This is a genomic window from Sphingomonas sediminicola (assembly GCF_049991885.1).
GTDB classification, from domain to species: domain Bacteria; phylum Pseudomonadota; class Alphaproteobacteria; order Sphingomonadales; family Sphingomonadaceae; genus Sphingomicrobium; species Sphingomicrobium sediminicola.
The window spans coordinates 2,557,907-2,580,456 of the sequence record NZ_CP178916.1 but is presented as its reverse complement, the minus strand read 5'-3'; the positions used below and the strand labels follow the sequence as shown (position 1 = coordinate 2,580,456).

General features: G+C 64.2%; 33 protein-coding genes. 22 read left to right on the top strand and 11 right to left on the bottom strand.

The window, feature by feature from the left end; all coding sequences use genetic code 11:
* Positions 1-66: 66 nt before the first annotated feature.
* Entirely contained in the window at positions 67-1,077 is a 1,011-nt protein-coding gene (locus ACMC5O_RS13490; RefSeq protein ID WP_222949832.1) for a DMT family transporter, read from the top strand.
* Here ACMC5O_RS13490 and ACMC5O_RS13485 read toward each other — a convergent pair.
* Positions 1,034-1,594: a TlpA family protein disulfide reductase gene (locus ACMC5O_RS13485; protein WP_426693006.1), complete on the bottom strand. Its 561-nt coding sequence runs from the start codon at positions 1,592-1,594 to the stop codon at positions 1,034-1,036. The genes ACMC5O_RS13490 and ACMC5O_RS13485 overlap by 44 nt on opposite strands.
* Positions 1,595-1,679: 85 nt before the next feature.
* Between ACMC5O_RS13485 and ACMC5O_RS13480 the strand changes: the two genes are divergently transcribed.
* The gene (locus ACMC5O_RS13480) at positions 1,680-2,000 is read left to right on the top strand and encodes a hypothetical protein (RefSeq protein ID WP_343070195.1); all 321 of its coding nucleotides are present in this window, start codon (positions 1,680-1,682) and stop codon (positions 1,998-2,000) included.
* On the top strand, positions 1,997-2,857 hold the full coding sequence (gene galU, locus ACMC5O_RS13475; protein ID WP_187708357.1) for a UTP--glucose-1-phosphate uridylyltransferase GalU: 861 nt from the start codon (positions 1,997-1,999) through the stop codon (positions 2,855-2,857). The genes ACMC5O_RS13480 and galU overlap by 4 nt, the downstream gene beginning before the upstream one ends.
* Here the strand turns inward: galU and ACMC5O_RS13470 are convergent.
* Entirely contained in the window at positions 2,854-3,420 is a 567-nt protein-coding gene (locus tag ACMC5O_RS13470; protein WP_187708358.1) for a response regulator, read from the bottom strand. The two genes, galU and ACMC5O_RS13470, sit on opposite strands and share 4 nt — an antisense overlap.
* A gap of 45 nt (positions 3,421-3,465) precedes the next feature.
* Entirely contained in the window at positions 3,466-4,032 is a 567-nt protein-coding gene (locus tag ACMC5O_RS13465) for an HNH endonuclease (RefSeq protein WP_187708359.1), read from the bottom strand.
* A gap of 188 nt (positions 4,033-4,220) precedes the next feature.
* On the opposite strand from ACMC5O_RS13465, the gene gluQRS reads away from it, so the two are divergent.
* From gluQRS to ACMC5O_RS13400, 13 genes are all read left to right on the top strand, one after another.
* Complete coding sequence (gluQRS, locus tag ACMC5O_RS13460) at positions 4,221-5,069, top strand: tRNA glutamyl-Q(34) synthetase GluQRS (RefSeq protein ID WP_426693005.1); 849 nt, start codon at positions 4,221-4,223, stop codon at positions 5,067-5,069.
* Between the two features lie 9 nt (positions 5,070-5,078).
* Entirely contained in the window at positions 5,079-5,285 is a 207-nt protein-coding gene (locus ACMC5O_RS13455) for a twin transmembrane helix small protein (RefSeq protein WP_187708361.1), read from the top strand.
* 13 nt (positions 5,286-5,298) lie between these two features.
* The gene (locus ACMC5O_RS13450) at positions 5,299-5,862 is read left to right on the top strand and encodes a cob(I)yrinic acid a,c-diamide adenosyltransferase (protein WP_187708362.1); all 564 of its coding nucleotides are present in this window, start codon (positions 5,299-5,301) and stop codon (positions 5,860-5,862) included.
* A 68-nt stretch (positions 5,863-5,930) separates the two neighbouring features.
* The gene (gene egtB, locus ACMC5O_RS13445; protein ID WP_426693004.1) at positions 5,931-7,166 is read left to right on the top strand and encodes an ergothioneine biosynthesis protein EgtB; all 1,236 of its coding nucleotides are present in this window, start codon (positions 5,931-5,933) and stop codon (positions 7,164-7,166) included.
* The gene (gene egtD / locus ACMC5O_RS13440) at positions 7,150-8,109 is read left to right on the top strand and encodes an L-histidine N(alpha)-methyltransferase (RefSeq protein WP_426693003.1); all 960 of its coding nucleotides are present in this window, start codon (positions 7,150-7,152) and stop codon (positions 8,107-8,109) included. The genes egtB and egtD overlap by 17 nt, the downstream gene beginning before the upstream one ends.
* 36 nt (positions 8,110-8,145) lie before the next feature.
* The gene (locus ACMC5O_RS13435) at positions 8,146-8,448 is read left to right on the top strand and encodes a YggT family protein (protein WP_187708363.1); all 303 of its coding nucleotides are present in this window, start codon (positions 8,146-8,148) and stop codon (positions 8,446-8,448) included.
* A complete protein-coding gene (folD, locus tag ACMC5O_RS13430) occupies positions 8,445-9,332 on the top strand; it encodes a bifunctional methylenetetrahydrofolate dehydrogenase/methenyltetrahydrofolate cyclohydrolase FolD (RefSeq protein ID WP_187708364.1) in 888 nt (295 codons plus the stop codon). Before ACMC5O_RS13435 ends, folD begins: the two co-directional genes overlap by 4 nt.
* Positions 9,332-9,967: a hypothetical protein gene (locus tag ACMC5O_RS13425; protein ID WP_187708365.1), complete on the top strand. Its 636-nt coding sequence runs from the start codon at positions 9,332-9,334 to the stop codon at positions 9,965-9,967. Before folD ends, ACMC5O_RS13425 begins: the two co-directional genes overlap by 1 nt.
* Complete coding sequence (locus ACMC5O_RS13420; RefSeq protein ID WP_187708366.1) at positions 9,964-10,590, top strand: MarC family protein; 627 nt, start codon at positions 9,964-9,966, stop codon at positions 10,588-10,590. Before ACMC5O_RS13425 ends, ACMC5O_RS13420 begins: the two co-directional genes overlap by 4 nt.
* 67 nt (positions 10,591-10,657) lie before the next feature.
* Positions 10,658-10,900, top strand: a complete 243-nt coding sequence (locus ACMC5O_RS13415; protein WP_426693002.1) for a hypothetical protein — start codon at positions 10,658-10,660, stop codon at positions 10,898-10,900.
* 120 nt (positions 10,901-11,020) lie between these two features.
* Positions 11,021-11,956: a hypothetical protein gene (locus ACMC5O_RS13410; protein ID WP_187708368.1), complete on the top strand. Its 936-nt coding sequence runs from the start codon at positions 11,021-11,023 to the stop codon at positions 11,954-11,956.
* Positions 11,957-12,028: 72 nt separating this feature from the next.
* Entirely contained in the window at positions 12,029-12,805 is a 777-nt protein-coding gene (locus tag ACMC5O_RS13405) for a cupin-like domain-containing protein (protein ID WP_426693001.1), read from the top strand.
* Between the two features lie 3 nt (positions 12,806-12,808).
* Positions 12,809-15,055 carry a beta-glucosidase gene (locus ACMC5O_RS13400; protein WP_426693000.1) on the top strand — a complete coding sequence of 749 codons (2,247 nt, stop codon included), beginning with the start codon at positions 12,809-12,811 and terminating at the stop codon, positions 15,053-15,055.
* On the opposite strand, the gene ACMC5O_RS13395 is transcribed toward ACMC5O_RS13400, so the two are convergent.
* From ACMC5O_RS13395 to ACMC5O_RS13380, 4 genes are all read right to left on the bottom strand, one after another.
* Complete coding sequence (locus ACMC5O_RS13395; protein WP_187708370.1) at positions 15,052-15,198, bottom strand: hypothetical protein; 147 nt, start codon at positions 15,196-15,198, stop codon at positions 15,052-15,054. The two genes, ACMC5O_RS13400 and ACMC5O_RS13395, sit on opposite strands and share 4 nt — an antisense overlap.
* A gap of 32 nt (positions 15,199-15,230) precedes the next feature.
* A complete protein-coding gene (locus ACMC5O_RS13390) occupies positions 15,231-15,653 on the bottom strand; it encodes a nuclear transport factor 2 family protein (RefSeq protein WP_187708371.1) in 423 nt (140 codons plus the stop codon).
* A gap of 96 nt (positions 15,654-15,749) precedes the next feature.
* Positions 15,750-16,160 (bottom strand): YciI-like protein, encoded by a 411-nt coding sequence (locus tag ACMC5O_RS13385; protein ID WP_246444181.1) that lies wholly within the window; start codon positions 16,158-16,160, stop codon positions 15,750-15,752.
* The gene (locus tag ACMC5O_RS13380; protein ID WP_187708372.1) at positions 16,073-17,143 is read right to left on the bottom strand and encodes a retroviral-like aspartic protease family protein; all 1,071 of its coding nucleotides are present in this window, start codon (positions 17,141-17,143) and stop codon (positions 16,073-16,075) included. Before ACMC5O_RS13380 ends, ACMC5O_RS13385 begins: the two co-directional genes overlap by 88 nt.
* Before the next feature lie 229 nt (positions 17,144-17,372).
* On the opposite strand from ACMC5O_RS13380, the gene ACMC5O_RS13375 reads away from it, so the two are divergent.
* On the top strand, positions 17,373-17,783 hold the full coding sequence (locus ACMC5O_RS13375) for a DUF3597 domain-containing protein (RefSeq protein WP_187708373.1): 411 nt from the start codon (positions 17,373-17,375) through the stop codon (positions 17,781-17,783).
* A gap of 54 nt (positions 17,784-17,837) precedes the next feature.
* Positions 17,838-18,308, top strand: a complete 471-nt coding sequence (locus ACMC5O_RS13370) for a YaiI/YqxD family protein (RefSeq protein ID WP_425506883.1) — start codon at positions 17,838-17,840, stop codon at positions 18,306-18,308.
* 23 nt (positions 18,309-18,331) lie between these two features.
* Here ACMC5O_RS13370 and ACMC5O_RS13365 read toward each other — a convergent pair whose 3' ends face one another.
* From ACMC5O_RS13365 to ACMC5O_RS13355, 3 genes are all read right to left on the bottom strand, one after another.
* On the bottom strand, positions 18,332-18,619 hold the full coding sequence (locus ACMC5O_RS13365; RefSeq protein WP_187708375.1) for a hypothetical protein: 288 nt from the start codon (positions 18,617-18,619) through the stop codon (positions 18,332-18,334).
* 85 nt (positions 18,620-18,704) lie between these two features.
* Entirely contained in the window at positions 18,705-19,784 is a 1,080-nt protein-coding gene (locus ACMC5O_RS13360; RefSeq protein ID WP_426692999.1) for a hypothetical protein, read from the bottom strand.
* A 175-nt stretch (positions 19,785-19,959) separates the two neighbouring features.
* Complete coding sequence (locus tag ACMC5O_RS13355) at positions 19,960-20,409, bottom strand: nuclear transport factor 2 family protein (RefSeq protein ID WP_187708378.1); 450 nt, start codon at positions 20,407-20,409, stop codon at positions 19,960-19,962.
* 223 nt (positions 20,410-20,632) lie between these two features.
* On the opposite strand from ACMC5O_RS13355, the gene ACMC5O_RS13350 reads away from it, so the two are divergent.
* Entirely contained in the window at positions 20,633-21,103 is a 471-nt protein-coding gene (locus tag ACMC5O_RS13350; protein ID WP_187708379.1) for a c-type cytochrome, read from the top strand.
* 94 nt (positions 21,104-21,197) lie between these two features.
* A complete protein-coding gene (locus tag ACMC5O_RS13345) occupies positions 21,198-21,335 on the top strand; it encodes a hypothetical protein (RefSeq protein WP_187708380.1) in 138 nt (45 codons plus the stop codon).
* Between the two features lie 54 nt (positions 21,336-21,389).
* Here the strand turns inward: ACMC5O_RS13345 and ACMC5O_RS13340 are convergent, their stop codons facing one another.
* Entirely contained in the window at positions 21,390-21,875 is a 486-nt protein-coding gene (locus ACMC5O_RS13340; RefSeq protein WP_187708381.1) for a nuclear transport factor 2 family protein, read from the bottom strand.
* 208 nt (positions 21,876-22,083) lie between these two features.
* Between ACMC5O_RS13340 and ACMC5O_RS13335 the strand changes: the two genes are divergently transcribed.
* Together ACMC5O_RS13335 and ACMC5O_RS13330 are read left to right on the top strand one after the other, a co-directional pair.
* Positions 22,084-22,248 carry a hypothetical protein gene (locus tag ACMC5O_RS13335; RefSeq protein ID WP_187708382.1) on the top strand — a complete coding sequence of 55 codons (165 nt, stop codon included), beginning with the start codon at positions 22,084-22,086 and terminating at the stop codon, positions 22,246-22,248.
* Between the two features lie 49 nt (positions 22,249-22,297).
* Positions 22,298-22,492, top strand: coding sequence for a hypothetical protein (locus ACMC5O_RS13330; RefSeq protein ID WP_187708383.1), 195 nt, complete (start codon positions 22,298-22,300; stop codon positions 22,490-22,492).
* The last annotated feature ends 58 nt before the right edge of the window (positions 22,493-22,550 follow it).

Genomic DNA, 22,550 nt, shown 5'->3' with positions numbered 1-22,550 from the left:
CTGACCTTATGAGCGGAAACCGCCCTTTTGTTGGCGGCGCTGGAGCTCGTCAGTCAGAATTCCTGGATGACGAAGCTCAGCCAGGATTGCTTTGACAGCAAGCTGCGGGAAGCGGCCGCGCCGGTCGGACCGCATACGCATGCGATGATCCGCAGCGTCATGAACCGCTCCGATTGGCTGACGCTCATCGGGCTCGCCGTGATCTGGGGCAGCGCTTTCTTCTGCATTCACGTCGCCGTGCATTCTGTGCCGCCGCTCACCTACGTCTGGCTGCGGGTGACGATCGCGGCCGCGGCTCTCTGGGCCTACCTCGCCTGGCGAAAGGAACCCGCAGGCCTGCCGAAGTCCGTTTGGGGCTCGATGTTCGTCCTCGCGCTGCTCAACAACGTCATTCCCTTCATCCTGTTCGGATGGGGACAGACCCATATCGCCAGCGGACTGGCGTCGATCCTCAATGCTACCACGCCGATCTGGGGCGTGATCGTCGCGCACGTCTTCACCCACGACGAGCGCATGACCCCGCGCAAGATCGCCGGAGTTCTGCTCGGATTCGGCGGCGTCGCTCTGATGATCGGCCCCGACTTGCTCGGCTCGATCGGAAACAATGTGCTCGCGCAGCTCGCCTGCGTCACCGCCGCTCTTCTCTACGCTTTGGCGGGAGTCTGGGCGCGCCGGTTCAAGCGGCTTGGAGTTTCGCCGATGTCGGTCACCACCGGTCAGTTGACCGCGAGTGCGCTCGTCATGCTTCCTGTCGCGCTGGTGTTCGATCGCCCATGGGAGCAGGCCGTTCCCCCGCTCGGCGCACTCGGCGCCATCCTCGTGCTCGCGGTCGTTTGCAGCGCCTACGCCTACATCCTCTATTTCCGGCTGATCGATTCAGCGGGTGCGACCAACGCATTGCTCGTCACCCTGCTGGTACCGCCGGTAGCAATCCTGATGGGCGCGCTCATGCTTGGTGAAATCATCGAAGCCCGCGATGTCGCCGGTCTCGGCCTTATCGCCCTTGGCCTCGCAGCGATCGACGGACGATTGCTCAGCCTCTTCCAGCGGCGGGCAGTTCAGCCAGCAGCTTCCTAGCTTCCTCGCCCGACCAGTCGAGGTCGCCCACATAGCGCCAAACCTCCCGGCCCTGTGCATCGTAAAGGATCGTCGTCGGCAGGATTTGGGCACCCGACGCCGACGACAAGGCCATCCGTGGATCGTGCCAGACTTCAAGGTCGGTCAGCCTGTTCTTCTCGAGGAAGGCATCGACAGAGCCCCGCGGCGCCACGTCCTGCGAAACGGCGATGACGCGAATCCCTCCCTTCTGCTTGGCGACCGCCTGAAGCGTCGGCAGCTCCTTTACACAGGGGGCGCACCAGGTCGCCCAAATGTTGACGAGGACGGGCTGGCCTTTCGCATCCGCGAGAGTTGCCGGCTCATCTTCCGCGTCGCGAAGCTCGACATCGGGCGCGGGCTTGCCCGCCTGGTCGCGATGAATGCCGCGCGGATCTGAAGCGCTCGTCTCTTTGTTCGTCGGAGCCTCCTGCTTCTGGCAGGCAGCGACAGAGAGGCCGAGGGCGAGAAGGAGCGCAGCAGTTCTGAAGATGGACATGAGAGGCCGATAGGAAAGCCGCCCCGTGGCTGCAAGGCGCTGGAGCGGCTGGCGAAAGACTTCGCGAGACGCTACGCCACTCCCGATGTTCCGCCGCGCAGCCGTCGTAATCCTGATCGCCGCACTTTGCGGCTGCGGCCGTATGGCGCCGCTCACACCAGCGCAGGGCGAACCGCTGCCGGTCAAGCCGCTGATGGCCCAGACGACACCGACCGCGGAAGACCTGCTGACCCCGCCGACCTATGCCGACCCGCAGCGCGTGGACGAATTGATCAAGCGCTCGCAGCCGCGCTCGGTCGATCGTTTCGACCTGCCGCCCGCCGGTGGCGGAGCAGCGCCTCCGCCTCCGGCCGGGACAGGGCAGGAAAGCCCGACCAACGAAGTAGGACCCGCGACCCCCGAATGACAAGAAAGCTTCGCAAGGCCGTGTTTCCAGTGGCCGGCCTCGGCACGCGCCTGCTTCCCGCAACCAAGGCCATTCCGAAGGAGTTGCTGACGGTCGTCGACCGGCCGCTCATCCAGTATGCGGTCGACGAGGCTCGCGAGGCGGGCATCGAGCAGATGATCTTCGTCACCGGCCGCGGGAAATCGTCGCTCGTCGATTATTTCGACATGGCTTTCGAGCTCGAAACGACGATGCGCGAGAAGGGCAAGACGCTCGAGGCGCTCGAGCCGTCGCGCGCCCGCTTCGGCGAGCTGGTTTCGGTCCGCCAGCAGCAGCCTCTCGGCCTGGGTCACGCAGTGTGGTGCGCGCGCGAAGTGGTCGGCGACGAGCCGTTCGCGGTCCTTCTCCCCGACGACCTGATGTCCGGCACGCCGGGTGCCCTCAAGCAGATGGTCGAAGCCTGGGAGAAGGTCGGCGGCAATATGTTGGCCATCGAGGTAGTGCCGCACGAGAAGACCGGCAGCTATGGGGTCATCACTCCGGGCAGGCAGGACGGCGCGGTTACCGAAGTCCTCGGCCTCGTCGAAAAGCCGAAGCCGGAAGAAGCGCCTTCGAATCTTGCGGTAATCGGCCGCTACATCCTTCAGCCCGACGTCATGCGGGTGCTCGGCAAGGGCGAAACCGGCGCAGGTGGAGAAATCCAGCTGACGGACGCCATGGCCCAGCTGATCGGCAAGCAGCCGTTTCACGCGATCAAGGTCGACGCTGTCCGGCACGACTGCGGCGACAAGGCCGGCTACGTTATCGCCAATCTCGCGCTCGCTCTTGAGCGCGAAGACGTCGGCCCCAAGGTCCGGGAGTTTCTCGCCGGGCTCTAGGCCTCGGTGGAGCGAATCTTTTCCTGGAGACGGCGCAACTCGGCCTCGCTCGCGAGCCAGCGATCGCGCATCTCGCCCAACTCGATTGCGCGCCCGACCACTCGAGCGTCGAGGGCAGCAACGTCGTTGCGGAGCTTGGCCAGCTGTTTGGACCGCTCGATCTCTCGACCGATCCGGGCAATGAGCACCTCGAAATGGAACGGCTTCGCGATGACCGTGTCCGCGCCGCTCCTGTAAGCCTGCACGGCGCCGTCCGTGTCGGACCTGCCGGTGACAAGGAAGACCGGAAGCTCGCGGTGCACGGGGTCCTCACGCACCATGCTGACCAGCTCAACGCCGCTGGTTCCCGGCATCCGAAGCTCCGACAGGATCAGGCTGACCGAAAGCCGATGCAGCTCCGCCATTGCAGAGGCCGCGGTGTCCGCCGTAGCCACCCGATATCCGCCCTCCGAGATGCGACGGGCCAGGACTCCCAGATAAGCGCGGTTCGGCTGCACGATGAGGACGCGCGGAGCCTCGGCTCCCGCTTCGTGAACCTCATTCTGCCACGGTGCGACATCCATTGGCCCGAGGCTACGGGGGAATGGTTAATGCCGCGATAAGCGCGATCAGGGCTCCAGCTCGATGTCCCAGTAGAGGTAATCGCGCCAGCTCTGGTGCAAATAGTTGGGCGGGAAGCTGCGCCCGTGATCCTGCAACTGCCAGCTGGTCGGGCGGATCGGCTCAAGCTCTATATGCATGCCGGCCTGGCGCGGCGTGCGTCCGCCTTTCCTGAGGTTGCAGGGTGCACAGGCCGTCGCGACATTTTCCCACGTCGTGCGGCCGCCCTGGGCGCGTGGGAGCACGTGGTCGAAGGTCAGTTCCTTGCGCGAACCGCAATAGACGCAGCTGAACTTGTCGCGGAGGAACAGGTTGAACCTTGTGAACGCCGGATATTCGCTGGGCTTCACGAACTGGCGAAGCGCAATCACCGACGGAAGCTTCAGCGCCATGCTCGGGCTGTGCACTTCGCGGTCGTAGTGCGCGACGACATCGACGCGCTCCAGGAACATGGCCTTGATCGCGGTCTGCCAAGGCCAGAGGCTGAGCGGATAATAAGAGAGCGGCGTGTAGTCGGCGTTCAGGACGAGCGCCGGGCAGCTTTCGGGATGGCGAATGAGGTCGGGGTGATACATGACGCGGGCAATGGCCTTTCCTGTCCGCCCGCTACGAACAAGTCTCCGGCCCTGTCGCACTCAAGGAGGAGATGGGTCGCGTCGGGCCCGTCTTCCCTTGTTGCCCACCGGATGCCAACCCGATGTGACGGCATGAAGAATCGAAGATTGCGGATTCGCCGTCAAGAGTCCTTTGAGTCACAGTCGAAATGATTGTGACGCGTTTCGCACCCTCGCCGACGGGCCGGCTTCATCTCGGTCATGCGTTCAGCGCGGTTTCGGGTCACGCACGGGCCCTCGAAAGTGGCGGTCGCTTTCTTCTTCGGATCGACGATCTCGACCAGGGACGCAGCCGACCGGAGTTCGTCGACGGCATTTACGAGGACATGGAATGGCTCGGACTCCACTGGGATGAGCCGGTCCTCGTGCAATCGCAGCGGACCGACGACTACGGGGCGGCGCTTGACCGGCTGCGTGAGCGTGGGCTCGTCTATGCCTGCTTTTGCACCAGGGCCGACATTGCACAGTCGATGGCGGCTCCGCACGGCGACGCAGCCGCATCCTATCCCGGGACTTGTCGGCCCTTGCATGACAACCCGGAGCGGCGAGCAAAGACGCCGCACAGCTGGCGGCTAGATTCCGCCAAGGCGCTCGAAATCGCCGGCCTACCGTCGTGGACGGAGACCGACGGAGGCCGCTTCGATGCAGACGCGTCGCAGATTGGCGACGTCATCCTAGCGAGGAAGGATGCGCCCGCGAGCTATCACCTATCCTGCGTCGTCGATGACGCGGCAAGCGGAGTGACCATGGTCGTGCGCGGAGCGGATCTCCGCCCATCGACGCCGACCCAGCGACTGCTGCAGGTGCTGCTCGACCTGCCGGAACCCACCTATCGGCACCATCCTTTGGTCACGCACAAAGACGGACGGCGGCTCGCCAAGCGCGACCTTGCGCCGACGCTCGCTGCCATGCGCGAGGGCGGCGTCGACGGAATTCGGCTCGCCCGAGACCTGCTGGCCGAAAAGCTCCCCCTTGGTTTCGCATTTCGCGACGAGTAGAGCCGGGCCATGAACGCGATCCTCATCATCCTGCTCATCCTCGCCATGGGTGCTACCGCCTACGTCCTCGTTCGCGGGGTCATAGCCATGGCTTCGGGCAAGGACATCAGCGGCGAGCGGCAGCAGGATTACATGCGCAAGCGCGTGCTGTTCCAGGCCGTCGCGATCATCATCGTCATCCTGCTTCTGGTCGTGGCAGGCGGATCGCGGGGCTGACGGCCAAGACCTGATGGTCCGCCTCAACAAAATTTATACCAAGACGGGGGACGCCGGAACGGCGGGGCTGGTCAACGGCTCGCGGGTCAGCAAATCGAGCCTCCGGATGATCGCCATCGGTGAAGTGGACGAGGCTAATGCCGCCATCGGCATGGCCATCTCGGCGATGGATGGGGGCGAGGTCCGTGCGCACCTGCTCCGCATCCAGAATGATATGTTCGATGTCGGCGCAGACGTCGCAACGCCGGGCGAAGTCGACGGCGCGCTGCGCACCGTCCCCGTACAGGTCGAGCGGCTGGAGCAGGAAATCGATGGGATGAACGCGGACCTCGCGCCGCTCACCAGCTTCATCCTTCCGAGCGGCTCGGTGGCCGTTTCCGCGCTGCATTTTGCCCGCGCAGTCGTCCGCCGCGCCGAGCGGGCAGCCGTCGCGCTGAACGAGGTCGAGCCGCTTAATCCGCACCTCCTCGCCTACCTCAATCGCCTGTCCGACCATTTGTTCGTCGGCGCGCGTAAAGTCGCCGCTGGTTCTGGCGGCGATGTCCTCTGGAAGCCGGGCGGAACCCGGGACGAATAGCCGCTCCGGCGGAACATTTGGAGAACTTCGGCTTTTATCTGCCGCTGTTTCGTGGCAGGGGCTCAACGATGGCCAGGGAGGATTCGGCTCGAACCCCCAAAGCGCTCCGCGAGCGATTGGTTGCCACGCGCAAGCTGACGCTCGATCTGGCTGCGCCTCTTTCGGACGCGGATGCGACGATCCAGCCGTTTCCGGACGCCTCGCCGGCCAAGTGGCACCTAGCCCACACGACCTGGTTCTTCGAGACGTTCGTGCTGCGCGACCATGTCGCCGATTACAGGCCGTTCGACGAGCGCTTCGCTTACCTGTTCAACAGCTACTACGAGACGGAGGGCGACCGTCACGCACGGCCCAAGCGCGGTATGCTCAGCCGCCCCTCGCTCGACGAAGTTCGCGACTGGCGCGCCCAGGTCGATGCGGCACTCGATCGCGAGTTGCCGAACTTCTCGCCGAACGTCCTCGACCTCATCGAACTGGGCATCAATCACGAGCAGCAGCACCAGGAGCTTTTCCTTACCGACCTGCTGGCGACCTTCGCCGAAAATCCGATGGAGCCGGCTTATGCCGAGCTCGGCCCGCCCGCCTGCTTCGCGACCGAGCCGATGACATTTCATCCGGGTCGAGCCGGGATCGTCGAAATCGGAGCGAGCGAAGATGGCTTTGCCTTCGACTGCGAGCGGCCGCGCCACCGCGTCGTCCTGCACCCCCACGCGATAGCGAGCCGCAAGGTGACGAGCGGCGAATGGACCGACTTCATTGCCGACGGCGGCTACTCCACTCCGACGCTCTGGCTCAGCGAGGGCTGGGACTGGGTGCAGCGCGAAAAGATCGATGCGCCTCTCTACTGGCACGGCGACGGCACGCAGTTCACGCTCGCGGGCCGCCGCGAGATCGACCGCGCCGCACCCGTTGCGCACATCAGCTATTACGAGGCCGACGCTTTCGCCCGCTGGGCCGGCGCGCGCCTTCCGACTGAAGCCGAATGGGAGGACTTCGCGGGAAGTGCCGATCCTTTCCTCGGCAACCAGCTTGACACAGCCGAGGCTGTCCTTCCGAAACCCGGAGGAGGAATCTTCGGCGATGTGTGGGAGTGGACCGGAAGTGCCTACCTCTCCTACCCAGGCTTCGTTCCGGCCGAGGGCGCGGTCGGCGAGTATAACGGCAAGTTCATGTGCGGACAGTTCGTGCTGAAGGGGGCCAGCTGCGCAACGCCGCGCGGGCACAGCCGCGCCTCCTATCGCAATTTCTTTCCTCCGGCCTCGCGCTGGCAATTCACGGGGCTGAGGCTTGCTCGAGACAGCTGAACGGGTCGATCCCGCCTTCCGAGAAGACGTGCTGGCAGGCTTGTCGGCCTATATTCCCGCAGTGCCCGCGCGCTGGCTCTACGACCGCCGTGGATCGGAGCTGTTCGACGAGATCACCCGTCTCCCTGCTTATTATCCAACGCAGACGGAGACGGCGCTTCTCAAGGAGATTCTTCCGGACATCGCGAAGTGCGTCCACGCCGGGGCTGCCGTAGTCGAGTTCGGCGCCGGCTCGGCGACAAAAACGCCATTGCTTCTCGAAGCGATCAACCCGGCGGCCTACGTGCCAGTCGACATCTCCGGCGACTATCTTCGCGAGAGTGCTGCCGAGATCGCCGACCTATTCCCGTCCATCTCAGTCGAGCCGGTCGTCGCCGACTTCGCGCGACCTTTCGACCTGCCCGACAGTATCGCGGCTCTGCCAAAGCTCGGCTTCTTTCCGGGTTCGACCATCGGCAATTTCGTGCCGCGGACCGGGACCGACCTCCTACGCAGCTTCCGCGACCTGCTCGGCGTCGGCGCGCAGCTGCTGATCGGCATGGACAAGGTGAAGCCGATCGAGCGCCTGATCGCGGCCTACGACGATCCCACGGGGGTCACCGCCGCCTTCAATCTCAACCTCCTCGAGCGGATCAACCGTGAGCTGGACGGCGACATCCCGATCGACGCCTTCCGTCACGAGGCACGCTGGAACGACATTTTGTCGCGGATCGAGATGCATCTCGTCGCGAGGCGGGACGTGACGTTCACGATCTCAGGCAAGAGCTTCTCCTTCGCCAAGGGCTCGTCGATCCATACCGAGAACAGCCACAAGTACGGACAGCGCGGCGCACGGGTCCTGCTTCTGGCGGGCGGGTGGACGCCATTGGCGGAGTGGACAGACCCGGCCGGAGATTTCGCAGTCATCCTCGCCGAGGCACTTCCGAACCGTTTCGCACCGTAGATTGCGGCGCAGCGGGCCTCCCGCTAAGCCCCGTCAATGCTGATTGCGCTCTTCAACGTCGCCGACCTGCTTCTTCGGGTCCTCGGCTGGATCATCATCATCCAGGTCATCCTCAGCTGGCTGGTGGCCTTCAACGTGTTGAACACGGGCTCGCAGGGCCTGCGCGCCTTCGTCGGCGCGCTCGACCGCATCACCGACCCGCTCTACCGGCCGATCCGGAAGGTCATGCCGGATTTCGGCGGCATCGATTTCTCGCCCCTGGTCCTCCTTCTCGTCATCCAGATCCTGCGGATGCTTCTGAGCGGCGTCGCGGTGGACCTGGCCTATTCGGGCGCATGACCGCAAAGATCATCGACGGAAAAGCCGCTGCCGCCGAAGTAAGGGCGCGCGTCGCCGGGATTGCAGCGGAATTCGCGCGCACGACCGGTCGCCAACCGGGTCTCGCGACAGTGCTGGTCGGCGAGGATCCCGCGAGCGCGGTCTATGTCCGGTCCAAGGGCAAGGCGACCAGCGAAGCCGGCATGGCAAGCTTCTCGCACAAGCTCCCGGACACGACCTCGGAGACTGAGCTCCTCCACCTCGTCGACCAGCTCAATCGCGACGATAACGTGGACGGGATCCTGGTTCAGCTGCCGCTTCCTCCGCAGATCGATGCGTCCCGGGTCATTGCGGCGATCGATCCGGCCAAGGACGTCGACGGCTTCCACCCGATGAACGCCGGACGGCTGGCGACCGGGCTCGAAGCGCTCGTCCCGTGCACGCCCTACGGCTGCCTCTATCTGCTGAAGCAGGAACTCGGATCGATCGCCGGGAAGGAGGCCGTCGTGATCGGCCGCTCCAATATCGTCGGAAAGCCGATGGCGCTGCTGCTGATCGGCGAAAGCGCGACGGTGACGGTCGCCCACTCCCGAACGAGGGACCTGCCGGATGTCGTTCGCCGCGCGGACATTGTCGTAGCCGCGGTCGGCCGCCCGGAAATGGTCAAGAGTGACTGGATCAAGCCGGGTGCGACGGTCATTGACGTCGGCATCAACCGTGTGCCGACGGAAGACAGCAAGTCTCGCCTCGTCGGCGACGTCGACTTCGCCGGAGCAAGCGAGCGAGCCGGGGCGATCACTCCTGTTCCGGGCGGCGTGGGCCCGATGACCATCGCCATGCTTTTAAGGAACACGGTTGTTGCCGCGCACCGGAGGGCGGGGCTCTCGGATCCGAAGGGAGTGTAATGCTAGAATTCCTGCTTGCTGCCGCCGCAATCAGTGCCGTCGACGCGGAACGCGCGTTCGCAGCCGATGCGAAACGTATCGGACAATGGACCGCTTTTCGCAAATATGCCGACGAAACCGCGGTCATGTTTACGCCCCAGGCGGTCTGGGCCCATGAGTTCCTCGCCCCTCTGAAGGACCCGCCCAAGGCGATCAGCTGGGGACCCTCGGACAGCTGGCTTTCGTGCGACGGCCGGACGGCGATAAATCGTGGCCCGTGGACTTCGGCGTCCGGCAAAGCGACGGGCTATTTCACCACGGTCTGGATGCGCAGCGGCAAGAGCTGGAAGTGGTCGTACGATGGCGGTGACACGCTGGCATCGCCGATGGCGCTTCCGAAGAAGCCCCGCGTGCAGCGCGCCAGCTGCGGCGGCCGGACGAAGATTCCGGGGGCGTATCGCGAAGAGGTGAAATCGACCGCGCGGATCGCCGGCAAGCCGCCCGCTGACGGCGGCCAGGGCCGATCGGCCGACGGCACCCTCATTTACGAATGGAAGGTTTCCGCGTCCGGCGAACGCCATTTCGAAGCCAAGCTCTGGAACGGCCGCGACTACCGCACCATTCTCGACCAGCACATCAGCGCGCCCAAAGAATGATCGAGGTCTTCGGCTCGGCTCTCGTCACCTTCCTGGTCATCATCGACCCGCCGGGCTGCGCACCCATCTTTGCAAGCCTGACACGCGGGACGCCCGGCAAGCACCGCCGGGCGATGGCGGTCCGATCCTCGCTGATCGCCTGGGCGATCCTGATGTTCTTCGCTCTGCTCGGCCGCCCGATGCTTCAGGCACTGGGCATCAGCCTTGCAAGCTTCCGCGTCGCCGGTGGCATCATGCTGTTCATGATCGCCCTCGACATGGTGTTTGAGCGCCGGACCCAGCGCCGGGAGTCCAGGGCCCAGTCGATCGAGGGCACTCCGGAGGCCGAGGACATCTCGGTGTTCCCGATGGCGATACCCATGATCGCGGGCCCCGGTTCGATCGCCAGCGCCATGCTGTGGGTGTCTCGCGCGGACGGCTCTGCAGAGGTCGCTGCGGTTCTTGCCGCGATTACGATCGTGATGCTGCTGACCATGCTGGCCCTCCTCGCCGCCGGACCGATCATGCGCCTTATCGGCGAAAAGCTGGAAGCGATGATCACTCGGGTCCTCGGCGTAATCCTTGCCGCGCTCGCCGCTCAGTTCGTGATCGACGGCCTCAAGCAAAGCTTCCCCTCGCTCTAGGAAGGGAACCAGTGGTACCTATCGAGCGCTCTTAAATCTCGTCGCCCCATCAAAAGAGGAAAGCGCAATGAAACTCACGCTGAGAATCGGCGCTGCAATCGGCATCGTCGCGCTCGCCGCCTGCTCCCAGAGCGGTCAGGACAATGCGGCAAATATGGAGTCCGACACGCAAATGTCGACCAACGAAACCGTCCTTCCCGCGGACGAAGGCGGGGCGGAAAGCGATACGCTCGGCAACCAGCTTAATCAGCTCAACGAGAGCGGCTCGGACACCACCAACGCTACTGAAAATACGACAAATTCCGATTGATTTGGAAAACCGCCGTTCATCAACCCATTAAGAAGATTGAGTTTTTTCAGTTCGTCGTCACCACGGTTCGACTCGTCGGAAACGATGCGACCGCGTAACGTCCGTGCGTGTTCGTTTTTCATGATGTACACACGCAAGCAGTATCGCCTGGGCACTACCGCGATTGCCGCGGTCCTTGCCCTTTCTTCAACTTCGCTCGCTGCCCAAGAGGTGCCGAGCACCGAGACGGCACCCGTCGAGGCAACGGCGGCCGCACCGGAGCCGGCAGCGCCTGCGGCCGATCCGCTCGCCCCGGCTGCCGAGCCGGAAGCAACCTCGACGCCGGTCGAAACGACTACAGCCGCAAAACCTGAAGCTGCACCGGCGGCTAAGCCCGTGGCCAAGAAGACGGCTGCCAAGACCGTCCGTTCGGCCCCGAAGGCCGCTGCAGCGCCAGTGGATGCGCCGGCCTCCGAGCCTATTGCAGAAGTTGCTCCGGCTCCGGTCCCGATCACTTCGGTCGAGCCTGCGCCCGCAGTCGCGCCGGTTGCCGAAGTCGAGCCGGCAAAGGACGCCGAACTCAAGGAAGCACTCCCGATTGCCGGTGGCGCGGGCGCACTGATCCTCGCCCTTGCCGGCGCAGGTATGGCAGTCCGCCGGAAACGCCGCCGCGAGGACGATGAGTTCGAGCACAATTGGATCGACAACGACGAGCTCGCGCTCACCGACCCGGTCCAGGCCGAGCCCGAGGCTGGCTGGGACCCTCCTGTCCACCAACCGGTGGCTGCAACGATGCCGGCCGCAATGGAGCCGACGGAAGTTCCCGACAGGTTCGACACATCGGACTTCGGACGTCACGTCCGCGCCGCCTATCAGGGCCCGACGACCGAGAATCCTTCGCTGTCCCTGCGCAAGCGGCTGAAGATCGCGGGAGAGCTCGACCGTCGCGAACGCCTGGGGCTGGCTCCAAAGCCGACCGCAGTCACCAAGCCGGTCGTTGCGGCCAAGCCTGAAAAGATGGCTATCTCCTTCGGCGGCACGGCCAGCAAGGCAAAGGTCCACGAATATCAGTTCTAATCTGAGCGGAAGGTTATGAACGAAGGCGTCGTCGCCATTTTGGCGGCGGCGCCTTTCGTTTAGGGCTCTTCCATGCGCTCCATTTCCGAATGGACAGAACCCTCGCTGGAGCAATTCCGGAAAGACATCCTGCCGCGGGCCGAACCTGCAGTTCTGCGTGGAATCGCAGCGAGCTGGCCGCTGGTGAATGCAGGCGGCAATTGGATGGCTTTGCTCGCCGCACACGTGAATGACGAACCCGTCGAGATCCTTCGCGCGGACCCCGACCAGCAGGGTCGCTTTCACTACACCGCCGATGGCAAGTCGCTGAACTTCATACGTGGCCGCGCGGACCTATCGACCTTCCTCGCGGCGATGCACGAGCAGGCCGGCGAGCAACGACCATATGCGATGGTCGTGCAAGGCATGCTCGCCGAGCGTTATGTCCCCGGCTTCTCCGCGTCCCACCCGATGCCGCTGGTTCCCCAAGGGACCGAGCCCAGGATTTGGGTCGGCAATTCCGCGAAGGTCGCGACCCACAACGATCCTGTCGACAATGTCGCGGTGGTTGCGGCGGGCCGGCGCAGGTTCACCCTCTTTCCGCCAGATGCCGAGGACGATCTCTACATGGGCCCGGCACATCCTACGCCCGCCGGGACACCGGTCAGCATGGTTCACGTCACCGCGCCGGACCTGGAGCGCTATCCGCGGTTCGCGCGTGCCCTGGACGTCGCGCAAGAAGCGGAGTTGTCAGCCGGCGACGCAATCTTCATTCCAAGGGACTGGTTTCATCATGTCGAGGCGATCGAGCGCTTCAACATGCTGGTGAATTATTGGTGGGGCGAGAGGCCCGGCGTTCAGGGGGGTTAGTACATGAGCAAGGCCACGGCGTTTCTGGCGTCTGCAGCAATCGCGATCGCGCTGGCAGGTCCAGCGAGCGGACAGGAAAGCGCAACGCCGACGTCAGCAGGCCAGCCCTGGCTCAACCCCGGCCTTTCGCCCGAAGCACGGGCGCGGGCTGCCGTCGAAGCAATGACGCTCGACGAGAAATTGAGGCTCATTTTCGGCTATTCGGACCAGGCGGTCACCGAGATCTCGAAAGTCCCCGACGACATCGTGTCTCAAGAACTCAAGGCCTACGTGCAGACCCGCGCGGTCAAGGGCTCAGCGGGTTTCGTTCCGGGCGTTCCGCGGCTCGGCGTTCCCGACCAATGGCAGACCGATGCCTCGATGGGCGTCCGGAACAGCCTCATCCCAAGCACGGCCCTTCCCTCCTCACTTGCGACAGCGGCGAGTTTCGATCCCGCCGTGCCCAGAGCGGGCGGCGTGATGATCGGTGCCGAAACGCGTGCGACCGGCCACAACACCATGTTGTCGGGCGGCGTGAACCTTGCCCGCGAGCCGAGGAACGGCCGCAACTTCGAATATACCGGCGAGGACCCTCTTCTCGCCGGCACCATGGCCGGTTCGCTGATCGAGGGTATCCAGTCGAACAAGATCATTTCGACCATCAAACATTACGCCGTGAACGATACCGAAACTCAGCGAACGACGCTGGACGTGACGATCTCGGCTGAGGCGCTACGCCAGTCGGATCTCCTCGCGTTCGAGTTCGCCATCGAACGGGGATCGCCGGGCTCAGTGATGTGCTCCTACAACCTTATTAACGGCCGCTGGGGCTGCGAGAACGACTATCTGCTCAACACCGTCCTCAAGGGCGACTGGGGCTACAAGGGCTTCGTGATGAGCGACTGGGGGGCGGTCCATTCGACGGCGCCAGCGGCCAACAACGGCCTCGACCAGTTCACCGGCTTCTGCTGTGTTACTGACAACCCCCGCTTCGCTCCGCCCGCGATGAAGGCAGCGCTTCAGTCGGGCGCGATTTCTCAAAGCAGGCTCGACAACATGGTCGAGCGCATCCTCTGGGCGCTTTTCGCCAAGGGCCCGGTCGACAACCCCGTGAAAGCCGGATCGATCGACTATGCGGCGCATGCCCTGGTCTCTCAGAAGGCCGCCGAAGAATCGCTCGTGCTGCTGAAGAACGACGGCGACCTGCTGCCCCTGCGCGGCGTGAAGTCCGTGGCGGTCATTGGCGGCAATGCCGACAAGGGCGTGATGGCAGGCGGCGGATCGTCCGACGTGACCCCCGTCGGCGGCGCTGTGATGCTCGACGAGCATACCTTCATGCCCTCGCCGCCGCTGGCAGCGCTCAAGAGCGAACTCCCACGCGCGAAGGTCAGCTTCGATGCCGGTAGCGACCTTGCTTCCGCCTCAGCGCTTGCCGCGGCCTCCGACGTCGCAATTGTCTTCGTCACCCAGCACGACAGCGAAGGATATGACGGCCATCTCGAGCTTCAAGGAAACCAGGACGCGCTTGTCGCCGCCGTCGCCAAGGCCAATCCGAAAACGGTCGTAGTAGTCGAAAGCGGTGGTGCGGTGTTCATGCCGTGGGCCTCGGACGTCCCCGCGATCCTCGAAGCTTTCTACCCCGGCATTCGCGGCGGTCCGGCGATCGCGCGAATCCTGACCGGAAAGGTCAATCCGTCGGGTCACCTGCCAATCAGCTTCCCCGCTTCATCCGACCAGCTCGCGCACCCTGACCTTCCGGGCCTCGGACTGCCGGGCGAAACGCCGATGCACATCACCTACGATGAAGGCGCGACGGTCGGTTACAAATGGTACGACGTAAAGGGCTACAAGCCCTTATGGGCGTTCGGCCACGGGCTGAGCTACACCAGCTTCGCTTTGTCGGGATTGACGGCGCTGCCCGACGGCAAGTCCGTCAAGGTCGGCTTCTCTATGCGCAATTCAGGCAAGCGGGCGGGCAAGGGCGTGGCGCAGGTCTATGTCGCTCCGGTAGACTGGAAGAAGGCCGGCTGGGAAGCGCCGAAGCGGCTTGGAGCCTTCGCCAAGACCGATCTAAAGCCGGGCAAGGCGAGGCAGATCGAACTCAACGTCGATCCGAGGCTGTTGGCGACTTACGAGGCCGCCAACAATAACTGGCATATCAAGGCGGGAACTTATCGCCTGATGGTCGGACAAGCCTCGGACGCGGAGATGCAGAGCGTGGACGTGCCCTTGCCCGACAGCGTCTGGAGCGCCGGAAAGGCCGACCGTTAGCCCCGCTTGAAGTACTGGACCTCGCGCTCGTGCTTTTCTGCCGCATCGCGGCTCGAGAAGGTGCCGAGATTCCGCCGCTTTCCGTCCGAACCCTTCTTGCGCGAATAGAGGCGATATTCGCCTGATTTCAGCTTCCTTATCATGGGGCTAAAAACGCGCGGACGGGCCTGGCGGTTCAGAGCAAGCCGGCGGCCCGTGCAAAACCCAGGCTGTCGAACATTTCGAAGAATCGGACCGCCTTGCCGTTCCGAAACGTCCAGACGTCGATCTTGGGCGTGTCGAGCACGTTTCCGTCCTTCCTGTTCCGCCAATGGCAGCGACCGATCCAGACCACGGTGTCGCCATCGGCGAGGACTTTCTCCGTCGGGAAGTAGATCATTTCCCAATTATCGAGCAATTCCCGAAAATATGCTTTGGTGTCTTCGCGCGAGGTCTGGACCCGAGCCAGCTCGTGTTTGACGCCCGGTTCGAGCACAGAGTGCATTTCGATCCGGTCGTCGAACAGGTTCAGAACCTCATTGAGGTTCCCGCCTTTTGTCCGGCGCCAATTTTCATATGCGGATTTCAGCTGGTCGAGCGGCAAGCCAGGATCGAGCATACAAGCCTCCTTTGCCGAGCTCGCCGCGGATAGCAGAAAACCGGGTGCACCGCTCGAACGTAGCGCAGGCGAGCAACCGGCCTCAGCCGCATGAGTCTAAGACGTCTCCGGCTGTACGGGTGTCGCCGCCAGCTCGCCGACGACGGTCGTCCATTCGCGCACGTGCCAGCGTGCGATTAGGCCCCTGACGACGTAGGGATCGGCCCGCGCGAAATCCTCGGCGACGGACTTGTCCTCGCCCTGGAACATCAGAACGGCCCCATCGACCGGATCCGCCAGCGCGCCCGCAACGACGATCTCACCGTGTTCGGCGGCTGACCAGGCATGGCGCAGATGCTCAGCGCGAAATTGCGGGCGCCGATCAAGATAATCCGGCCCGGTTTCGTAGAAGAGGAGAAGTGCTTCATCGCCCCTTCCTATCAGCCGCAGATTTCCGATCCACCCGTTGCCGATATGCGGGTGAAGGTTTCCGGTGACGTGCTGATGACTACGCCCTGCGATCCGCAACGCCTGAGCTGGAAGCGGACCTTGCGGGCACGGAAGTCCAGCGACACCCGACGGAAAGACTCCAGGATGTCGGTCCCGAGCAGCAGCGCCGGCTCGTTCGAAAGACCGAACATCTTGAACGGCGGCACGTCGGCGAAGGCCATCGGGACGTCGCGCAAGGTGATCGGGCCGAGCTGGAGCTCGGCGATCTTCGCCATCTGCAGATCGACCGTCTCCCCGGTGACACCGGTCACGGCGACCGTGATGAACTTGTCGCGGTTCTTGCGGATCAGCTTGTCGCGCAGTGCGAGATTGCCGATCGTGATCTCCGTTCCGGTATCGATGACTGCATCCAGCGACAGCCCCGCGGCCCTGACATGCGTCAGGATCAGCTGGCCGCGCTGGCGGCGAGCGACGACGATGATGTCGCCGGGACGTGATTTCTCTGGAATTCGTGCGTCCTCGACCTTGATCAGGCGCTTCTCGAAATCCATCATCAGCCGCTGCTGGGTGAGCGCATCGATGCCGATCATGCCGTCGCCGCCCAGATCCGATTCCCGCAAGGCCGGAAGCTGCACGTTACGGATGGTGTTCGGCCCCAAGGTCAACTCGGCGACCCGCACGCGGTCAACGACGTTGCGGGAGGTCATCCCGTTCAGGATTGCCGTCGTTCCGAGCGGAAGCTGAAGGCCTCGCGCGATCCTAAGACCGACCACCGACGTGTCGGCGCCGCTGTCGACGATGAAGTTGTACGGGCCGCTGCCGTTGACATGCACCGCCACGGTCAGGCGGGTTTCCACCTTGCGCGCCTTCACGTCTTGTCCGCCAACGGCGAGCGTCGGGTCGAAATAAGCGGGCGGGAGCGGAGCGACGTCCGGCGGCGTGGCCGGAGCAGGCATCGGCTTGCGGATCTTCGGGGGCACGTCGGCCGCCTGGACGTCGCCAGGCACGACTGACAGCGCAGTCAGGAACGCGAGAATCAGGGCGCGGCGACGCGTGGACAATCGGTCCTCCCCGTGAGGTAATCCTATCATACGCCTATTCCGAGCCGCGACCTATTCCACCCAAGAGTCGACGGACGGCCGAAAGCGTCGACCGAACGTCGTGAAAATGACTGTCGGCACGGTTGAAGCGGGCTCGAACGTGAACTTCGAAAATTCGGCACGGGTGAGCGCACTGCCGGGAAACATCCGGAGAGGTGACAGTTCAGCCTTGGACAGCAGGAGAGAAGACGTGAGCATCTTCAGCAAGATCAAGGACGCCATCTTCGGGCACAAAAGCGCCCCTGCTCAGGCCCAACCCGCGCCGACACCGCAGCCTGCCGGAGCTGCGACGGGGCAAGCCGGGACCCAGGTGCCGCCTCAGGCTCAGGCGCCGGCCCAGCATGTCGACGTCGAAGGAGTGCTGGCCCAAATCTCGCGCGAGAAGGGCAACCCCGATCTCAACTACAAGACCTCGATCGTCGACCTGATGAAGCTGCTCGGCATGGATTCGAGCCTTGAGAACCGGAAGGAGCTGGCCGCTGAGCTCGGCTATCAAGGCGCCAAGGACGGCAGCGTGGAGATGAACATCTGGCTGCATAAGGAGGTCATGCGACAGTTGGCTGCGCACGGTGGCAAGGTGCCGGCGAATCTGACCGACTAAGCCCGCGATGATAGTAGCGCCCCTAGTAGGAGCGAAGCGGGTCAACAACTATGAATGGTCTCAATGGTGAGCGGGTCAATCCGCATCCTGGTCGACGCTGACGCCTGCCCGGTGAAGGACGAGGTCTACAAGGTCGCATTCCGGCGCGAGGTGCCCGTGCGGGTGGTTAGCAACGCCCGCATGCGCGTGCCAAGCCATCCCCTGATCGAGCGGGTGCTGGTGTCCGACAAGTTCGATGCCGCCGACGACTGGATCGCTGTCGAGGCAGATGCGAAGACCGTGGTGATCACCGGTGACATCCTGCTCGCGGACCGCTGCCTCAAGTCGGGCGCGACAGTCATCGGCCACAATGGCAAGCCGTTCACTTCGGCAAGCATTGGCGGGGCCATCGCGACCCGCGCGATCATGGCCGACCTGCGGGCGGGAGGCGATGCGATTGGCGGACCGGGGCCGTTCGCCAAGACCGACCGTTCGCGGTTCCTCCAGGCGCTGGACGAAGCGTTGGTGAGACTGGGCCGAGCTTAGAAGCGCAAACCGAAAGGATGGGCCTAGCCCAATCGCCGGCGATTGCCTCGCACGCGTTTTCCGTAAATTCCGAGGGCCTTGCGCGCGGCCGCCTTGGGGCTTTTGACGCGACCGCCCGCCAGCGCGCCGGTCAGCTCGGATCCAGCCTCGACCTTTTCGCTGATCATCCGTTCAAACTCGCGCCGGGCGGCGGGACCACCGGCCATCATCCGCCACGAGCGAAGCGCGACGACCATGCCGGCCTCGGCCCACAACTGCGAGGCGTCGAAAATGAGGCGGGACCAGTCGGCGGCCGGATTGGGACGGGACATAAAGTTCCTTCAGCTTGAGGCAGGCGGGCGGAGAACGCGCCATGGGGGCGAATGGGCCCGGCGGCGAAGACGATTCCGTGTCCGCCTAGCGACTGCCCAGACGGCGGAAGTGGTAACGTCCGCGAACCGGCGCGGCCCGATAGGAATGGCCGGACGTGCAGGTGACCGTGAAGACCCCTGCGCTACCGTCGACCGCGGTGGCAGAAGCGACCTGCCCGCAGGCATAGCCGATGCGACCGATCGTGCGCGCGATCACCGCCTTGGGGAGCGGCAGCTTCGCCGCAGTCGGGACGACTGCCGGCGCCTCCGCAACAGCCTGACCGGTTGCGATCTCTCCGGGTGGAGCTTGGTCAGCCTGCACCGCCTCGACCGGACCTGCCTCAGGCAGATCGATCTGGAGCGGCGGTCGAGCACGCACAGTCCTCGCCGCGGCGACCGGCGCACGCGTCCGCCGCGCAGGCCGCGCCTCCGCCACAATCGGGGCCGGAGCTTCCGGTGATACATCTAGGGCCGGTAGGGCCTTGGCCGGCGGGGTCTTGAGCATCGCGGCCGCTTCTGGCTGCAGCTGCTCATTGGCGTTGCCTGCCTCCCAGCCTGTCCAGGCGCCGAGGACGACCGCGAGCATCAGGACTCCCCCCGCAAGAGCAGGCAGTCTCCAATCGATCGAAGCCTTCTCGCTTTGACCGAAACGGTCCAGCGCATCGTGGTGGAACGTGTGATCGTTATCGTTCCCCGAGGTCGGCTCGATTTCGCGGACGGCTGGTTTGGGCGGCTGACGCAGCAATTCGCTAACGGACGGCGCGGTTCTCGGTTCGCCGAGGGGCTCTGGCCGTGGCGTGACAGGCGAGGACGACACTGCGGCAGGCCGCACTACCGGTTTCGCCGGCACCCCGCCCAGGAACGGCGCGCTCTCCAGCCGGCCGATCAGCGGATGGCTCGGCTGCGGTTTGGTCTCGGGGCGAAGCGAGGCGTCGTAGGCTGCGCGCTTGATGGGATCCCGAAGGGTCTCGTAGGCAAGGCTGACCTGGGCGAGGCTGCCGAAGGGGCGCATCGGAAGCAGGCTGAGCTCCTTCGCGAATGCCTGCGCAATCTCGGCGCTGCTCGCAGCCGGGGTAAGACCCAGCAATTCATAGTGGTTCGGCCGCAAGCTGACCGTTTCGACCATTGATCCCTCCCGCGACTCCTAAGCGGCGGAAGTTTCTATGGTTTCTCGTCGGAATCCAGCTCAGGCCACCGCAGGACGAAGGCCGCCAGCCTTTTCCTTGTTCACTGCTTTCGCGTGCATCCGGAATGAACAGGCCCGCGCCCCGGCACGAGGCCGAGGCGCGGCCCATGCGGGCTTACATCACCGGATGAGGGATCTTGAGCTCTTCGGTCACGCGCGCCGTCCGGCCGGACACTTCGGCCTCCTGCAGCGTGTCCACGTATTCCTGGAATGTGTCGAGCTTGCCCTGCTGGTCGACGTGCGCGACGTGGCAGAATTGCGCCGACAGGGTCTTTCCGGTCGCCCTGCTCTTGCCGCGATACCGGCCGGTGCCAATCACATAGTCTCCGGCATCGAGCAGCTTTTCGAGGTCGCAGCGGAAATTGTCATAATCGCGCGCCGTGGGGGCGAAGATGCCGTCGCGGACCGCCGAGAAGCTGCGGTATGGATTGCCGGAGGCGTAGAGCGAATTCTCCGCCTCGTTCCACAAGATGTCGGGGCTGAGGCCCCTTTCAAACGTCTCGAGATCGCCAGCGTTGAACGCCTCATAGAGGCGGCGCATTGCCTGCACATTCTGTTGTGACATGGAAACTCCCCGAGTTTCTTCACTGCGTTACGCAGCGCGTGGCGCCGCCCGGACGGAATGTCCGGCGGCGGGCGCCGCGATACGACTCGCCAGTAATGCTGACAGCGCGGCTTATAGCACCGAGGAATGCAGGGCTCTTCTACGCAACTTACCGGATGGCCGGTCATGGTGCCGCCGAGCTAGTATGAACTTTGCGACCTGAAGCCAGAGCGAAGGAGCGAGCATGATCCGCATTCTCTTGTCGGCCGGAGTCCTCGCGTTCGTTGGCGCGGCCGCGACTGCACAGCCGGACCAGAACCTGTCGCGGTGGAAGGCGAACATGAGCCGCCACCAGCAGGTGATCATGCAGGGCATCCCGGCCCCTTATGACAAGATGCTCGATCCGACGCCCGACACCGAAGCGAAGATGCGGCGCGGGGCGGCGCTTTTCGACCGCAATTGCTCGTCGTGCCACGGCTGGAGCGGCGCGGGAGGCGGATCGGAAGGCTTCTTCCTGGTGCCGGCGCCAGCCGACCTGGAATGGCTCGCGCGCACGCCGAAGGACAGGTCGAGCGCCTACATCTACTGGACCGTCGCCGAAGGTGGCGCGGCGTTCGATTCCGAAATGCCGGCGTTCAAGCAGTCCCTGTCCAGCGAGGACATCTGGTCCCTCGCCTTCTACCTGAGGTCGGGGATGCCCTACGCCTCGCCATAAATGGCGGGCGCTCGCGCTACGCAGTAGGAGCTGCGCTTCCGAACACGTAGGATGACCGTCACGCGGCGCTTTCGCGCCCGGCAGGAGAATGAGGATGGCCAAGGGACAGCAGAGATCCGGAAGGGAAGCTCGCAAGCCGAAGAAGGCGAAGGTGAAGACCATCGCGGCCAATCCGTCCCAGAAGGGCGGAGCGCGCGGGCTGGAGACCCTGGAGCACTTGAAGAACAATTAGCCGAGGACGTGATGGGCCGCGCCTGGACTAGCGCGGCCCGGCCTCGATCATGGCCTAGTGCCCGGACGCCAGCGGTGCGAAGTTGGCGTGGACCAGCATCCATTTGCCACCTTGCTTCACGTAGACCCGAGTGGATTTCGCGAGAGACGGCGCGACCTTGCCGTCCGCCGCGCGCCTGAGCCCTGCGAAATTGTAGGTCAGGACGGCAGTGTCGCCATAGACCTGCACGCGGCCGTTCTGCATGTCGGAGAACATCGCCTTGTCGTTGGGCGTGACCTCTCCCATGCGCGTGGACATCGTCTTGCCGACGATCAAGGTCGGGAAGTCGCCGTTGAACTCCGTATAATCCTCGGCGAGCGTGGCATTTTGCTGAGCCATGGGCTCCCCGGCGATCTCGGATGCCCATTGCGAACGCGCGAGAGCCATGATTTCCGCGGCAACCTGCGGATTGTCCGCCGCCTGGACCGGCGTGCCGATCATCAACAACAGGGCGATCGTCCCGCCGGCAGCGCCGCGGGACCACTTTGTCAGGTTCATCATTGTAATCCTCCGCTTGAGAAACGCAGAGGGAGTGACCGACCGGCGGGACAACATTTCCCCCTAGGGCCGCCAGCAATTTCGCGGTCGGCTTAAGATAGTTAAGAGTCAACAGTAGGGGCAAGGCAATGGGCTGCCGCCGAAGTATGGCGCAGGGGAACGGAAGCGCGCTCCGTCCGTTCATGACGGTGACGAAACATCCGGAATCTCCATGCAAACCCAGAACATCATCGAACGCGCCTTCCAGCTGGCACAAAGCTCAACGAGCATCGACGAAATCCGGAAGGCCCTTCGGCAAGAAGGCTATTCCAATGTCGACGCGCATCTTGGCGGCGCGTCCATCAAGGCGGACCTGAAGAAAAGGTTCGTCCGCTAGGCGGCGTCGCCACCCTCCTCTATGCTTGCAAGCCGAGGCGGAGGATATTGTGAGCGCGGAGAACTGGCATGAGGAGCGGGACCGGCTGGTGCGCCTCCTGAAGGCGATCGAGACGGGCAAGGTCACGCACGTGGACGAAGAGGATCTGCGCGAGCTCCAGGCGGCCACGCCTGAGAATATCGAAGCGTTGAAGCAGCGGCTGGCGGAGCTGAACGACCGACTGAGCTCAAACCCGCCGCTGTAGGACAGCGGGCGTGCCGCCCATCCTTATCAGCGCCGCCGTCACGTTGTGGAAGCGAAGA